Source organism: Streptomyces cyaneofuscatus, assembly GCF_033109485.1.
Lineage (GTDB): Bacteria > Actinomycetota > Actinomycetes > Streptomycetales > Streptomycetaceae > Streptomyces > Streptomyces cyaneofuscatus.
The window spans coordinates 1,243,897-1,258,150 of the sequence record NZ_CP137002.1 but is presented as its reverse complement, the minus strand read 5'-3'; the positions used below and the strand labels follow the sequence as shown (position 1 = coordinate 1,258,150).

Below are 14,254 nucleotides of genomic sequence, written 5' to 3'. Positions count from 1 at the left end.
CCGGTGGGCCTAACGCCGTACACCTTCGTCCTGGCCTTGGGGACCGTACCTGTCCGCATGCGCCGCTACCGTACGGACCATGGCTGCGAAGAAGCACCCCGCACGGACCATGGCCGCCACTGAGCACCCCGCCGTTCTCTCCCCCCGGGCGCTGAACCGGGCGACCCTGGACCGCCAGCTCCTGCTGCGCCGGTCCACGATGTCCGCGAAGGACGCGGTGGCCCATCTCGTCGGGCTCCAGGCGCAGAACACCAAGCCGCCGTACTTCCAGCTCCACGCACGGCTGGCGGAGTTCGACCCGCGCGAGCTGTCCGCCCTGATGGAGTCCCGTGAGGTGGTCCGGATCGTCACCCTCCGCTCCACGCTCCACACCCATACGGCCGACGACGCCCTGACCCTGCGTCCGCTGGTGCAGGCGGCGCGCGACCGCGAGCTGAAGGCGTTCCGGCACGGTCTGGCCGGGGTGGACCTGGCGCGGCTCGCCGCGGTGAGCAGGGAGTTGGTCGAGGAGCGCCCCCGCCCGGTCAAGGAGCTGCGCGAAGAGCTGCTGGCCCGCTGGCCGGAGGCCGACCCGCTCGCGCTCACGGTGGCCGCCCGGTGCCTGCTGCCGCTGGTCCAGGTCACGCCGCGCGGGTTGTGGGAGCGGAGCGGGCAGGTCGCCCTGACGACGGCGGAGCACTGGCTCGGCAGGCCCTCGGAGCCGGTCCCGGCACCGGACGCCACCGTCCTGCGCTACCTGAACGCCTTCGGCCCCGCCTCGGTCAAGGACATGCAGCGCTGGGCGGGGCTGACCCGGCTGCGGGAGGTCTTCGACCGGCTGCGGCCACGGCTGCGCACCTTCCGCGACGAGAACGGCACCGAGCTCTTCGACCTCCCCGACGCCCCGCGCCCCGACCCGGACACCCCGGCCCCGCCGCGCTTCCTGCCCGAGTTCGACAACGTGCTCCTCGGCCACGACGACCGCGCTCGGGTGATCGCCGAGGTGAACAAGGGCCGCAACGGGGTGGGCAACCAGTCGTACGGGACCGTGCTGGTCGACGGGTTCTTCGAGGCGATCTGGCGGGTCGATAGGGACGGGGACGCGGCGATCCTGACCGTGCAGCCGCTGCGGACCCTGCGGCGGGACGAGCGGGACGGGATCACCGAGGAGGCGGTGGGGATGCTGTCGGTGATGACGGACGCGATCTCGTACGACGTACGGTTCGGCACGTTCCTGGACTTCGGGGAGTGACGGCCTGCACGTTCCTGGACTTACCTGCACGTTCCTGGACTCAGGCGAGTGACGGCCTGCGGTGCTACGGCAGCAGCCCGGCCCGGCGCGCCGCCACCACCGCCTCCAGTCGGGTGTGCGCCCCCAGCTTGCGCATCGCCGAGCGCAGATACCCCTTCACCGTCTCGGGGCGCAGCCCCAGTTGACGGGCGGCCGCCGCGTTCGTCGCGCCCGCCGCCACGCACGCCACGACGTCCACCTCGCGCGGCGCGAGCCGCACCTCCATGGCCGCCGCCGGGGTGGCCCGCGCCCCGGACGCCGAGGCGAGGCGCCCGCAGACGGCCAGCAGCGCGTCGCGGAGCGCCGGGTCGGCCACTCTCGGCGCCAGCGCGCGCAGTTCCCGATGGGCCTCGCGTACGTCCTCCCACGCCCCCGGAGCCGCGCCCGGACCGGCCGCCGCCTGCTCCTGGGTCAGGGCCAGCAGCTCCCGGACCTCGTCGCGGACCGCGAGCGCCTGTTCCACATCGCGGGCCGCCGCCACCGCCGCGTCGAAGGTCCGGTCCCCGAGGCTCACCGGCGTACGCAACGCCCCGTACAGCACGCCCCGCACCCTCCGCCGTACGACGACGGGGACCGCGACCACCGAGCGCAGCCCCTCCGCCGCCACCGCCGTGTCGTACTCGTGGCTGATGTGGCGCGAGACGGGGTAGTCCGTCACCGCGCAGGGCCGGGCGAGCGCGATGGCCTTGCCGCCGAGGCCGCTCCCGGCCGAGATGACCAGACCGCGCAGCGCGCCGGTCCGTGCCCCGTCCAGCTCGGCGATCCGCGCGTGGCGGGCATCGGACAGCAGGCCGCCGAACGCGACCGGCAGCCCGCTCGTGCGGCGCAGTCCCGCCAGCGCCGTCCGCATCTCGACCGCATCGACCGGTTCCGGCACTCCGACGCCTTCCCACCCGGCCCGCGACGATCCCCCGTCCGAGGGAGCGGACCACCCCCATCCGGGGGTGGTGAGACCTGGGTCACTGTTTACATGATGTTAAGTGACCCGTCCGGTCCGCAATGAGGAGGGCACATGCCGGCAACGAGTGCGACGGAGACGTTCCGGGCCGCCCGGGACTTCCTGCTGGAGCACCGCGAGGACTACGAGCGTGCCTACGCCGGATTCCGCTGGCCCCGGACCGACCACTTCAACTGGGCGCTGGACTGGTTCGACGTCATCGCCGAGGGCAACGACCGCACAGCCCTGCACATCGTGGAGGAGGACGGCCGGCGTACCGAGGTCTCCTTCGCGGCCATGTCCGAGCGCTCCGACCGGGCCGCCAACTGGCTGAAGGAGCAAGGGGTCCGGGAGGGCGACCGCATCCTCGTGATGCTCGGCAACCAGGTGGAGCTGTGGGAGACCGCACTCGCCGCGATGAAGCTGCGCGCCGTGATCATCCCCGCCACCCCGCTGCTCGGCCCCGCCGACCTCCGCGACCGGGTGGAGCGCGGGCGGGTGCGCCATGCGCTGGTGCGGGACGCGGACACCGGGAAGTTCGACGAGGTGCCGGGGGAGTACACCCGGATCGCGGTGGGCGAGGAGGTGGCGGGCTGGCGGGCGTACGCCGAAGTGGCTGACGCCCCGGCCGACTTCACGCCCGGCCGGGAGACGGACGCCGACGAGCCGCTGATGCTGTACTTCACCTCCGGCACCACCGCCCGGCCGAAGCTGGTCGAGCACACCCATGTGTCCTATCCCGTGGGCCACTTGTCGACGATGTACTGGATCGGGCTGCGCCCCGGCGACGTCCACCTCAACATCTCCTCGCCCGGCTGGGCCAAGCACGCCTGGTCCAACCTCTTCGCCCCGTGGACCGCCGAGGCCACCGTCTTCATCTTCAACTACACCCGCTTCGACGCCTCCCGGCTGATGGCCGAGATGGACCGCTCGGGCATCACCAGCTTCTGCGCCCCGCCCACGGTCTGGCGGATGCTCATCCAGGCGGACCTGTCGCAGCTGAAGGTCCCGCCGCGCGAGGTCGTCGCGGCGGGGGAGCCGCTGAACCCGGAGGTCATCGAGACGGTCCGGCGGGAGTGGGGTGTCACCATCCGGGACGGCTTCGGCCAGACGGAGACCGCCGTCCAGGTCGCCAACACCCCGGGCCAGCTCCTCAAGACCGGCTCCATGGGCCGCCCCAGCCCCGGCTTCACCGTGGAGCTGCTCGACCCGGTCACGGGCCGGCCGGGGGTGAGCGAGGGGGAGATCGCCCTTGACCTCTCCGACCGTCCCGTGGGCCTGATGACCGGTTACCACGGCGATCTGGAGCGCACGGCCGAGGCGATGGCCGGCGGCTACTACCGCACGGGGGACATCGGGGCGCGCGACGAGGACGGTTACCTCACGTACGTGGGACGGAGTGACGACGTCTTCAAGTCCTCCGACTACAAGATCTCGCCCTTCGAGCTGGAGAGCGCCCTCCTGGAGCACGAGGCGGTCGTCGAGGCCGCCGTCGTGCCCGCCCCCGACCCGCTGCGGCTCTCCGTCCCGAAGGCGTACGTCGTCCTGGCGGAGGGCTGGGAGCCGGGGCCGGAGACCGCGAAGGTCCTCTTCGCACACTCGCGGGCGGTCCTCGCCCCGTACAAACGCCTCCGCAGGCTGGAGTTCGCCGAACTGCCCAAGACCGTCTCCGGCAAGATCCGCCGCATCGAGCTGCGCGAACGCACCGCCCTGGGCACCGGCACCGAGTTCGACGAGGGGGACCTGAAGTGAGCGAGCAGACCTCCGGGAGCGGCCCGGCGGAGGGGACCGGCCTCTCCTACGCGCACGGCACCGGCACCACCGCCCTGCTCGGCGACACCATCGGCCGCAACCTGGACCGGGCGGTCGCCGCCCATGGGGACCGCGAGGCGCTGGTCGACGTGGTCTCCGGCCGCCGCTGGACGTACACGGAGCTCGGTGCCGACATCGACGAGCTGGCCCGCGCCCTGATGGCGTCGGGGGTGGAGAAGGGCGACCGGGTCGGGATCTGGGCGGTCAACTGCCCCGAGTGGGTGCTGCTCCAGTACGCCACGGCCCGCATCGGTGCCGTCATGGTCACCATCAACCCCGCCTACCGGGCGCACGAGCTGGAGTTCGTCCTGAACCAGGCCGGTGTCCGCCTGCTGGTCGCCTCCCTCGCCCACCGCACCAGCGACTATCGCGCCCTCGTCGGCCAGGTCCGCGCCAACTGCCCCTCTCTGCACGCCGTCCACTACATCGGTGACCCGTCCTGGACCGAACTGACCGCGACCGCCCCGGCCGTCACCTCCGAGCAACTGGCGGCGCGCGAGGCCGAGCTGTCCTGCGACGACCCCGTCAACATCCAGTACACCTCGGGCACCACCGGCTTCCCCAAGGGCGCCACCCTCTCCCACCACAACATCCTCAACAACGGCTATTTCGTCGGGGAGATGATCGCCTACACGGAGGCCGACCGGATCTGTCTGCCGGTCCCCTTCTACCACTGCTTCGGCATGGTGATGGGCAATCTCGCCGCCACCTCGCACGGCGCCTGCATCGTGATCCCGGGGCCGTCCTTCGAGCCCGCCGCCGTGCTGGCCGCCGTCCAGCAGGAGCGCTGCACCTCGCTCTACGGCGTCCCCACCATGTTCATCGCCGAGCTGAACCTCCCGGACTTCTCCCGTTACGACCTCTCCTCGCTGCGCACCGGGATCATGGCCGGATCACCCTGCCCGGTCGAGGTGATGAAGCGGGTGGTCGCCGAGATGCACATGGAGGAGGTCTCCATCTGTTACGGCATGACGGAGACCTCGCCCGTCTCCACCCAGACCCGCCGTGACGACGACCTGGAGCGCCGCACCGGCACCGTGGGCCGGGTGCTGCCGCACATCGAGGTCAAGGTCGTCGACCCGGCCACCGGCGCGACTCTGCCGCGCGGCAGCGCGGGCGAACTGTGCACCCGGGGCTACAGCGTGATGCTCGGCTACTGGGACCAGCCCGACCGCACCGCCGAGGTGATCGACGCGGGCTGCTGGATGCACACCGGGGACCTCGCGGTGATGCGCGAGGACGGTTACGTCCAAGTGGTCGGCCGGATCAAGGACATGATCATCCGGGGCGGCGAGAACGTGTACCCGAGGGAGATCGAGGAGTTCCTGCACGGCCACCCGAAGATCGCCGATGTCCAGGTGGTCGGTGTGCCGGACGAGCGGTACGGGGAGGAGATCCTGGCCTGTGTCATCCCCCGGGACCCGGCCGACCCGCCGAGCCTGGAGGAGGTCACGGCGTACTGCCGGGAGCGGCTCGCCCACTACAAGGTCCCGCGCAGGCTGCGGATTCTGGACGCCTTCCCGATGACGGTGAGCGGGAAGGTCCGCAAGATCGAGCTGCGGGAGACGTACGCCGGATGACCGCATGACCGGATGAGCGGCGCCGGTGACCCGGTCAGGCGGCCTCGATGATGTCCGAGCCGTCCGACCGGGTCGCCGCCGCCCACTCGATGAGCAGCACCTCGTACGTCGCGGACTCGGTGGCGGACCAGTCCTGGCCCGCGCGTGAGTCGACGAGCGCGCGGATGGCTTCGTTCGCCTGGGCGGCGGACGCGGCGGCGGGCTGTGCGGTATGACGTGGAGTTAAATCCATGCCCTTAGCTTACGGGGCACCACTGACAGCGACCGACGCCGACTCAGGCGCCGGTGCGGACGCCGGGTTCGGTGCCGTTGCCGGTGTCGGCATCGGTGTCGGTGCCGAAGGCTGCGCCGGCAGCAGGTCGCGGCGCATGCAGACCCGGGGCCAGCGGTCCAGGCCGTGCTGCGCCTCCTCGCCGCGGATCGTGCGCAGCCCGTCGGTGAGCTCGCGGTCGTGCAGCACCCGGAAGCCGATGCGCGCGTAGTACGGGGCGTTCCACGGCACATCGCTGAAGGTGGTCAGGGTGAGCGCGGTGAGGCCCTGCCCGGGGGCGAGTGCGGCGAGCCGGTCGATCAGCGTGCGGCCGATCCCCCGGCGGGCCGCCAACGGGTCCACCGAGATCTGCTCGATGTGCAGGGCCCCGTCGACGGGGTCGGCGATCACATAGCCGAGCGGCCGGTCACCGGTGGCGGAGAGGGGATCGGTGGCCACCCAGCACCGTCCGGCCCGCCGGTAGCTCTCCAGCAGGTCGAGCGGGGGCGGATCGTCGTCGGCCACGGAATGCATGCCGAGGGTGCGGAAGGGTTCCCCTGCGGCGCGCTCGATGTCCTGGAGAAGGCGGAGATCGGAGCGTCTGGCGGAGCGGATACGCATGTACTCAGTGTGCCGCGCCGGGCGGGGCACCGGTACGGGGTGGCCCGAAAACGACCCCCGGAGGAAGAGCCCGGCGCTCAGGCTCCCGTGCTGACCAGCTCGTCCGCCGGGCTGTTCACCGGCTGCGGCGCCCCCGTGAGGTCCATGACGAAGAGCGGGAGGCCGACACCGTCCGCCCGGGCCCGCGCCTCGGCCCCGTACCCCGCGAGCGAGAAGAACACCCCGGCCGCCGACGCGCCCAGGGCGTTCAGCCACAGGCACTCCACCGCGCGCAGCTCCACCGGCCGGGTCGTGGCGTCGACCTGGGCGACGAGCCCCGTGGCCCGCAGATCGATCCCGCCGGCGGTGCGCACCCGTGGCCGGGCCACCTCGCGGTAGCCGAGCCAGGTGAGGTAGAGGGCGGCCGCGCTCACCGCGTCGTGGCCGGTACGGATCGTCCGCGGCCGGAACGAGGGGCGCGGGTGGGCGGCGGTGCGCGGCAGCGGGATGTGCGCCGGGGCGTCGTGGCCGGGCGGCGGCGCGGGCTCGGGCGCGGGTTCGTCCACCGGGCGCACCGGTATCCGCAGCAGGGCCCCGCACGGGCAGCACAGCTCCGGCTGGGGCCACTGGTCCCGCCGGTCGCAGGCCGTGCAGCGCACGGTGACCCAGTCCTCGTCCCAGGTGCGCCGCGTGACCTGGAGCGCCGGGGCGCCGGGCAGCAGCGGTGGGGCGGTGGGCGCTCCGCACGGGCACGGGTAGGCCGGTGCGACATAGGCATGGTCCCGGCTGCAGACCGGGCACCGTACCGGCACGGACGTCACGTTCGTCTCCCTCCGGCACGGCCCCGCAGGACGACTGCGCTCCGTGCCTCCCTCGTCACCCCATCGTCCACCAGGAGCGAGGTTCTGGGGAGGGAATGCGCGCACTTTCCGCCACCGGTCGAACGTGCCCGCTCCTCACGGCGACCGTGCCCGCTCTTGACGGCGACCCCGCCGCGTTTTAGATTGCTTCCGTATAGCAGAACTGAATTTCCGCGATACGGAATTGGTGCTCTCAGGTGGCGCGACAGAGCCCGACTCCACCAATCCCGAGCAGGAGCACTCAATGCCTCGTATGACCGCTGCCCGTGCGGCAGTCGAGATCCTCAAGCGCGAAGGCGTCAGCAACGCGTTCGGTGTGCCGGGTGCGGCGATCAACCCCTTCTACGCGGCCCTCAAGGCCTCCGGCGGGGTGCAGCACACGCTGGCCCGGCACGTCGAGGGCGCCTCCCACATGGCGGAGGGCTACACCCGGGCCAAGGCCGGCAACATCGGCGTCTGCATCGGTACGTCGGGCCCGGCGGGCACCGACATGATCACCGGTCTGTACTCCGCCATCGCCGACTCCATCCCGATCCTCTGCATCACCGGCCAGGCCCCGACCGCCGTCCTGCACAAGGAGGACTTCCAGGCCGTCGACATCGCGTCGATCGCCAAGCCGGTCACCAAGGCGGCGACCACCGTCCTGGAGGCCGCCCAGGTCCCCGGCGTCTTCCAGCAGGCCTTCCACCTGATGCGCACCGGCCGTCCCGGCCCGGTCCTCATCGACCTGCCGATCGACGTCCAGCTCACCGAGATCGAGTTCGACCCCGAGCTGTACGAGCCCCTCCCGGTGCACAAGCCCGCCGCCTCCCGCAAGCAGATCGAGCGGGCCGTGGAGCTGCTGAACGCCTCGGAGCGCCCGCTGCTCGTCGCGGGCGGCGGCATCATCAACGCCGACGCCTCCGAGCTGCTGGTGGAGTTCGCCGAGCTGACCGGCGTCCCCGTCATCCCGACCCTGATGGGCTGGGGCATCCTCCCCGACGACCACGAGCTGAACGCCGGCATGGTCGGCCTGCAGACCTCGCACCGCTACGGCAACGCGAACTTCCTGGAGTCCGACTTCGTCCTCGGCATCGGCAACCGCTGGGCCAACCGCCACACCGGCAAGCTGGACGTCTACACCCAGGGCCGCACCTTCGTCCATGTCGACATCGAGCCCACCCAGCTCGGCAAGATCTTCGCCCCCGACCTCGGCATCGCCTCCGACGCCAAGGCCGCGCTGGAACTCTTCGTCGAGGTGGCGCGCGAGCTCAAGGCCGCGGGCAAGCTCACGGACCGCTCGGCCTGGGCCGCCTCCACCCAGGAGCGCAAGGCCACCCTCCAGCGCCGCACCCACTTCGACAACGTGCCGCTCAAGCCGCAGCGCGTCTACGAGGAGATGAACCGGGCGTTCGGCCCCGAGACCCGTTACGTCACCACCATCGGGCTCTCCCAGATCGCCGGCGCGCAGATGCTCCACGTCTACAAGCCGCGCCACTGGATCAACTGCGGCCAGGCGGGCCCCCTCGGCTGGACCATCCCGGCCGCGCTCGGCGTCGCAACCGCCGACCCCGAGGGCACCGTCGTCGCCCTCTCCGGCGACTACGACTTCCAGTTCATGCTGGAGGAGCTGGCCGTCGGCGCGCAGCACCGCATCCCGTACGTCCACGTCCTGGTGAACAACTCCTACCTGGGCCTCATCCGCCAGGCGCAGCGCAACTTCGACATCGACTTCCAGGTCAACCTGGAGTTCGAGAACCTCAACTCCCCGGAGCTGGGCGTCTACGGCGTCGACCACGTCAAGGTCGTCGAGGGCCTCGGCTGCAAGGCCATCCGGGTCACCGAGCCGGACCAGCTGCTGCCCGCCTTCGAGGAGGCGAAGAAGCTCGCCGCCGAGTTCCGGGTCCCGGTCGTCGTCGAGGCGATCCTGGAGCGGGTCACCAACATCGCGATGAGCGGCACCGACATCGCCTCGGTCAACGAGTTCGAGGACATCGCCACGGACCCGTCCCACGCCCCGACCGCGATCCGCCCGCTGACCGTGTCCTGATTGCGCGTCAACTGCCCCTGAGTCAGGCCCCCGTCCCGGATTCCTCTCCGGGGCGGGGGCCTTCCCCTGTACGGAGGTACGCTCACCCCGGAGGCCCGCCCGGTCCGGGACGCGTGCCCACCGGCGGCCGAAGGGCGGGGGAGCGGACCATGGCCGACTACCACCACGGCGAACTCGCCGTCCAGCACCGGGCCGGACTGCGCGACCCGGCGGCCGGCTCGCTCCGGGCCATCCGCGACGCCGTGCCCGACGCTGCGGCGGTCTTCCTGGCCCGCCTGCCGATGATCGTCATCGGCGCGGCCGACGCCTCCGGGCGGCTCTGGTCCACCCTGCTCACCGGCGAGCCCGGCCTCCTCGGGGTGCCGGACCCGAAGACCCTGACGATCGGCGCCCTGCCCGCGCCCGACGACCCGCTCGGCGCGGCGCTCCGGGAGCCCGGCACCCGGGTCGGCATGATCGCCATCGAACCGGCCACCCGGCGCCGTATCCGCCTCAACGGGACCTCGGTCCCCGAGGCCGACGGCGTACGGGTCGCTCTCGACCAGGTCATCGGCAACTGCCCCAAGTACCTCCAGAAGCGGGCGTACGCCCTGCTCCCGCCGGACCGGGGCGGCCGCCGCACGCTGGTCCGCCGGGGAGAGGCGCTGACCACCGTCCAGCAGCTCACCCTCGCCACCTCCGACAGCTTCTTCATCGCCACCGCCTCCCCGGACGGCGACGCGGACGCCTCGCACCGGGGCGGCAACCCCGGCTTCCTCCAGGTCCTCTCGCCCACCCGGCTGCGCTGGCCCGACTACGCGGGCAATGCCATGTTCCTCACCCTCGGCAACCTCGAACTCCACCCGCAGGCAGGGCTGTTGGTTCCCGACTGGGAGACCGGCGACCTCCTCCAGCTCTCCGGCATCGCCCACACCGTCTGGGACGGAGCGGAGGCGGCCGCCGTACCGGGCGCGCAGCGCATCGTGGAGTTCCGGATCGAGGCCGTCCAGGAGACCCAGGACGCGGTACGGCTGCGCTGGAGCGATCCGGACTTCTCCCGGTTCAACCCGCCGGTGGCGCAGGGGTAGGGGGTGTCCGGCGGGGCCCCGGCCTGGATGTAGACATGCCGAAGAGGGCGCGCAGTACGGGACCGTATCCGTACTCCGCGCCCTCGATCGGGGGTGGTGGAGAAGTGGTACTCGGGTATGACAGGGACCGCGGCGGCGGCGATCGGAGCCGGGTGAGGGCGTCTCCTTCAGGTCAGAAGACGGTCCCCGGATCCTTCACCACCGCACTGGCATCGCACAGCCGCCGCGGCCTCGTCGTCCTGCCCGCCCCGCGCGGCACCCCTCATCCGGGTGCGCGGTGCGGGCAGGGTCTGTGGGGAGGCTCAGTCCTCGCGCAGGGCGCGGACGGCCTCCTCGACGCGCTTGCCGTAGTCGGTGTCGGCGGCGTGGAAGTGGGCGAGGTTCTTCTCGATCACGTCGTCACGGGTGACCTGCGAGAGGCCTCCGGCGATGTTGGCGACCAGGCGGCCCTTCTCCTCCTCGGACATCAGCCGGTACAGCTCGCCCGCCTGGAAGAAGTGGTCGTCCTTGGCGTGGGCAGCCGTCTCGTAGGTGCCCGTCCAGCCGTGGATGGCGAGCGGGGCGGCGAGCGCCGCGTCGGTCTGGGCCGGACCGGCGTACGAGTTGGGCTCGTAGTTCTTGTCGTGGCGCGAGCCGTAGCGGGTGGCGTGCACCCCGTCGCGGCCGTAGTTGTCGGCCTCGGCCGCCTTGGGGGCGTTGACCGGCAGTTGGGTGTGGTTGACGCCCAGGCGGTAGCGGTGCGCGTCCGCGTAGGCGAACAGCCGGCCCTGGAGCATCTTGTCCGGGGACGGGCCGATGCCGGGCACGAAGTTGTTCGGCGAGAACGCGGCCTGCTCGACCTCGGCGAAGACGTTGTCCGGGTTCCGGTCCAGCACCAGCCGGCCCACCCGCTGGAGCGGGTAGTCGGCGTGCGGCCACACCTTGGTGAGGTCGAACGGGTTGAACCGGTAGTCGGCGGCGTCAGCGGCCGGCATCACCTGGACGTGCAGCGTCCAGGACGGGTTGACGCCCCGCTCGATGGCCTGGAGCAGGTCCGTCTGGTGCGAGTTGGCGTCCTTGCCGACGAGCTCGGCGGCCTGCTCGCTGGAGAGGGAGCGCACACCCTGGTTGGTCTTGAAGTGGTACTTGACGAAGAAGGCCTCGCCTTCCGCGTTCGTCCACTGGTAGGTGTGCGAGCCGAAGCCGTTCATGTGACGGTACGAGGCGGGGATGCCGCGGTCGCCCATCAGCCAGGTGACCTGGTGGGTGGCCTCGGGGGAGTGGCCCCAGAAGTCCCAGACGTTGTCCGGCTCCTGCTTGCCCGTGAACGGGTCGCGCTTCTGCGAGTGGATGAAGTCGGGGAACTTGATCGGGTCCTTGATGAAGAACACCGGGGTGTTGTTCCCGACCAGGTCGTAATTGCCCTCGTTCGTATAGAACTTGAGGGCGAAGCCGCGCGGGTCACGGACCGCGTCCGCGCCACCGAGCGAGTCGGCGACGGTGGAGAAGCGGATGAACGTCTCGGTGCGCTTGCCCACCTCGGAGAGGAAGTCGGCGCGGGTGAAGCCGGTGACGTCGTCGGTCACCTCGAAGTAGCCGTACGCGCCGGAGCCACGGGCGTGCACCACGCGCTCCGGGATGCGCTCACGGTTGAAGCGGGCGAGCTTCTCCAGGAGGTGCTGGTCCTGGAGGAGGATCGGTCCACCGACACCGGCGGTGGCGGAGTTCTGGTTGTCGGCGACCGGGGCGCCTGACTCGGTCGTGAGCACACGCTTAGCCATGTGGCGGGATGACCTTTCGTACGAGCTGCTGACGGCTTGAGGAGCGTAGGTTCGCCACAGAGAGAACGTCAACAGTTTGTTGAAAACGAAGTGTGTGGTTCCGGGCCGCGGCAGCGCCTGGGCGCGACAGGACAGGTGTCAGCGCCACCGCGGCCCGGAGATCAGGGGCTCCTTACGGAGCGGGGGTCAGGCTGGGGAGCCTGGAGGTCAGACCTGGGAGCCGGAGAGCCGCTCGACCGAGCGCAGCAGCGCCGAGTGGTCGAGGCCGCCGTCGCCCTGGGCGCGCAGCGAGGCGACCAGCTGGGCGACCACACCGCCGACGGGCAGAGCGGCGCCGACGTTGCGGGCGGCGTCGGTCACGATGCCCATGTCCTTGTGGTGCAGGTCGATCCGGAAGCCGGGGGCGAAGTCCCGCTTCAGGAAGTTGTCCTTCTTGCGGGTCAGCACGGTCGAGCCGGCCAGACCGCCGTTGAGGACGTCCAGCGCGGCGGCCAGGTCCACCCCGGACTTCTCCAGGAAGACCACGGCCTCGGCGCAGGCCTGGATGTTGACCGCGACGATCAGCTGGTTGGCCGCCTTCACCGTCTGGCCGGAGCCGTGCGGGCCGCAGAGCACGATGGTCTTGCCGAGAGCCTCCAGGAGCGGCTTCGCGGCGTCGAAGTCCGCCTGCTCACCGCCGACCATGATGGAGAGCACGGCCTCGATGGCCCCGGCCTCGCCGCCGGAGACCGGCGCGTCCAGGACCCGGATGCCCTTGTCGGCCGCGGTCTTGGCGAGGTCCACGGAGGTCTGCGGGGTGATGGAGGACATGTCCACCAGCAGCGCGCCGCGCTTCGCGTTCTCCAGAATGCCCTCGGGGCCGTAGGCGATGGCCTCGACCTGCGGGGAGGCGGGCACCATCGTGATGACGACATCCGCGTCCTTGACCGCCTCCGCGATCGAGGAGGCGCCGGTGCCGCCGGCCGCGACCAGCCGGTCGATCTTGTCCTGCTCCAGGGTGTATCCGGTGACGGCGTAACCGGCCTTGATCAGGTTCTCCGACATGGGGGAGCCCATGATGCCGAGACCGATCCAGGCGACCTTGGGGAGGTTGTTGCTCATGAGGGTGCCTTCCTGAAAAACGTGTGTACGTAAGGGGGCTGGACTCACCCCGCGGTGAACCCGGCCGGTCAGCCGGCGGCTCGGGCCGATGCCGGGAGCCAGCCGAAGGCCTCCGCGCTCGGCCGGTCGCCCGGCTTGTACTCCAGGCCGACCCAGCCCGCGTAACCGGCGTCCTTCAGCTCGTCGAGGAGCCGCTCCAGGGGGAGGGTGCCGGTGCCCGGCGCGCCACGGCCCGGGTTGTCGGCGATCTGGACGTGGCCGGTCTTCGCGGCGTACGCCTTGATGACCTGGCTCAGGTCCTCGCCGTTCATCGACAGGTGGTACAGGTCCAGCAGGAACTTGGCGTTCCCGAGGCCCGTCGCCGCGTTGACCTTGTCGACGACCTCGATCGCGGCCGGTGCGCTCACCAGCGGATAGAGCGGCGACTCCGGCTTGTTGAGGGTCTCGACGAGGAGGATCGCCCCGACGCGGTCCGCCGCGCGGGCGGCCAGCACCAGGTTCTCCAGGGCGAGCGCGTCCTGCACCTGCGGGTCCACGCCCTCGACGCGGTTGCCGTACAGCGCGTTGAGCGCCGTGCAGCCGACCGAGGCGGCGAAGTCGGCCGCCACCTCGATGTTCTCCCGGAAGCGGTCCGACTCCGTGCCGGGCACGGAGAGCGCGCCGCGGTCGGGGCCGGGCAGCTGTCCGGCGTAGAAGTTCAGCCCCACCAGTTGGGTGCCGGCGTCGTCGAGCGCCTTCTTGAGGGCGTCGAGCTCAGCCCGGATGGGGGTCGGGGTCTCGATCCAGGGCCACCACAGCTCGACCGCCGTGAAGCCCGCCGCGGCGGCTGCCGCGGGACGCTCCAGGAGCGGGAGTTCCGTGAAGAGGATCGAAAGGTTCACATCGAAGCGCTGGTCCGGGTATCCCATGAGGGTTTCGGCGCTCCTTCCGTATTGCGGAAGTTAGTTTCTGCTTAACGGAAGATTGCCTGGGGGGTGGCGGGGCTGTC

At 71.3% G+C, this 14,254-nt stretch carries 12 protein-coding genes; 5 read left to right on the top strand and 7 right to left on the bottom strand.

The features are described 5' to 3' along the window. The first annotated feature begins 79 nt into the window (after positions 1-79). Entirely contained in the window at positions 80-1,231 is a 1,152-nt protein-coding gene (locus R2B67_RS05235) for a winged helix DNA-binding domain-containing protein (protein WP_317816657.1), read from the top strand. Positions 1,232-1,295: 64 nt separating this feature from the next. Here the strand turns inward: R2B67_RS05235 and R2B67_RS05230 are convergent, their stop codons facing one another. Further along, positions 1,296-2,147: a response regulator transcription factor gene (locus R2B67_RS05230; RefSeq protein ID WP_317816656.1), complete on the bottom strand. Its 852-nt coding sequence runs from the start codon at positions 2,145-2,147 to the stop codon at positions 1,296-1,298. A 135-nt stretch (positions 2,148-2,282) separates the two neighbouring features. Between R2B67_RS05230 and R2B67_RS05225 the strand changes: the two genes are divergently transcribed. Together R2B67_RS05225 and R2B67_RS05220 are read left to right on the top strand one after the other, a co-directional pair. Further along, entirely contained in the window at positions 2,283-3,959 is a 1,677-nt protein-coding gene (locus R2B67_RS05225; RefSeq protein ID WP_317816655.1) for an AMP-binding protein, read from the top strand. Then, a complete protein-coding gene (locus tag R2B67_RS05220) occupies positions 3,956-5,599 on the top strand; it encodes an AMP-binding protein (RefSeq protein WP_317816654.1) in 1,644 nt (547 codons plus the stop codon). Before R2B67_RS05225 ends, R2B67_RS05220 begins: the two co-directional genes overlap by 4 nt. Before the next feature lie 34 nt (positions 5,600-5,633). Here the strand turns inward: R2B67_RS05220 and R2B67_RS05215 are convergent, their stop codons facing one another. From R2B67_RS05215 to R2B67_RS05205, 3 genes are all read right to left on the bottom strand, one after another. Then, positions 5,634-5,831, bottom strand: a complete 198-nt coding sequence (locus R2B67_RS05215) for a hypothetical protein (RefSeq protein ID WP_317816653.1) — start codon at positions 5,829-5,831, stop codon at positions 5,634-5,636. A gap of 9 nt (positions 5,832-5,840) precedes the next feature. Next, positions 5,841-6,470 carry a GNAT family N-acetyltransferase gene (locus tag R2B67_RS05210; RefSeq protein ID WP_317816652.1) on the bottom strand — a complete coding sequence of 210 codons (630 nt, stop codon included), beginning with the start codon at positions 6,468-6,470 and terminating at the stop codon, positions 5,841-5,843. Positions 6,471-6,547: 77 nt separating this feature from the next. After that, positions 6,548-7,270: a hypothetical protein gene (locus tag R2B67_RS05205; protein ID WP_317816651.1), complete on the bottom strand. Its 723-nt coding sequence runs from the start codon at positions 7,268-7,270 to the stop codon at positions 6,548-6,550. 283 nt (positions 7,271-7,553) lie between these two features. On the opposite strand from R2B67_RS05205, the gene gcl reads away from it, so the two are divergent. Both gcl and R2B67_RS05195 read left to right on the top strand, forming a co-directional pair. Continuing rightward, the gene (gene gcl, locus R2B67_RS05200; RefSeq protein ID WP_026241960.1) at positions 7,554-9,338 is read left to right on the top strand and encodes a glyoxylate carboligase; all 1,785 of its coding nucleotides are present in this window, start codon (positions 7,554-7,556) and stop codon (positions 9,336-9,338) included. A 149-nt stretch (positions 9,339-9,487) separates the two neighbouring features. Then, a complete protein-coding gene (locus R2B67_RS05195; protein ID WP_317816650.1) occupies positions 9,488-10,405 on the top strand; it encodes a pyridoxamine 5'-phosphate oxidase family protein in 918 nt (305 codons plus the stop codon). A 302-nt stretch (positions 10,406-10,707) separates the two neighbouring features. Here R2B67_RS05195 and R2B67_RS05190 read toward each other — a convergent pair whose 3' ends face one another. From R2B67_RS05190 to R2B67_RS05180, 3 genes are all read right to left on the bottom strand, one after another. Further along, the gene (locus R2B67_RS05190) at positions 10,708-12,165 is read right to left on the bottom strand and encodes a catalase (protein WP_317816649.1); all 1,458 of its coding nucleotides are present in this window, start codon (positions 12,163-12,165) and stop codon (positions 10,708-10,710) included. Positions 12,166-12,372: 207 nt separating this feature from the next. After that, on the bottom strand, positions 12,373-13,266 hold the full coding sequence (locus R2B67_RS05185; RefSeq protein ID WP_317816647.1) for a 2-hydroxy-3-oxopropionate reductase: 894 nt from the start codon (positions 13,264-13,266) through the stop codon (positions 12,373-12,375). A gap of 68 nt (positions 13,267-13,334) precedes the next feature. Beyond that, the gene (locus R2B67_RS05180) at positions 13,335-14,174 is read right to left on the bottom strand and encodes a TIM barrel protein (protein ID WP_317816646.1); all 840 of its coding nucleotides are present in this window, start codon (positions 14,172-14,174) and stop codon (positions 13,335-13,337) included. Between the last annotated feature and the right edge of the window lie 80 nt (positions 14,175-14,254).

What these genes read in the sequence shown, in the direction of transcription:
- R2B67_RS05235 (WP_317816657.1), top strand. Translation starts at nt 80, where the DNA reads ATGGCTGCGAAGAAGCACCCCGCACGGACCATGGCCGCCACTGAGCAC.
- R2B67_RS05225 (WP_317816655.1), top strand. Translation starts at nt 2,283, where the DNA reads ATGCCGGCAACGAGTGCGACGGAGACGTTCCGGGCCGCCCGGGACTTC.
- R2B67_RS05215 (WP_317816653.1), bottom strand. Translation starts at nt 5,831, where the DNA reads ATGGATTTAACTCCACGTCATACCGCACAGCCCGCCGCCGCGTCCGCC.
- R2B67_RS05210 (WP_317816652.1), bottom strand. Translation starts at nt 6,470, where the DNA reads ATGCGTATCCGCTCCGCCAGACGCTCCGATCTCCGCCTTCTCCAGGAC.
- gcl (WP_026241960.1), top strand. Translation starts at nt 7,554, where the DNA reads ATGCCTCGTATGACCGCTGCCCGTGCGGCAGTCGAGATCCTCAAGCGC.
- R2B67_RS05195 (WP_317816650.1), top strand. Translation starts at nt 9,488, where the DNA reads ATGGCCGACTACCACCACGGCGAACTCGCCGTCCAGCACCGGGCCGGA.
- R2B67_RS05190 (WP_317816649.1), bottom strand. Translation starts at nt 12,165, where the DNA reads ATGGCTAAGCGTGTGCTCACGACCGAGTCAGGCGCCCCGGTCGCCGAC.
- R2B67_RS05185 (WP_317816647.1), bottom strand. Translation starts at nt 13,266, where the DNA reads ATGAGCAACAACCTCCCCAAGGTCGCCTGGATCGGTCTCGGCATCATG.
- R2B67_RS05180 (WP_317816646.1), bottom strand. Translation starts at nt 14,174, where the DNA reads ATGGGATACCCGGACCAGCGCTTCGATGTGAACCTTTCGATCCTCTTC.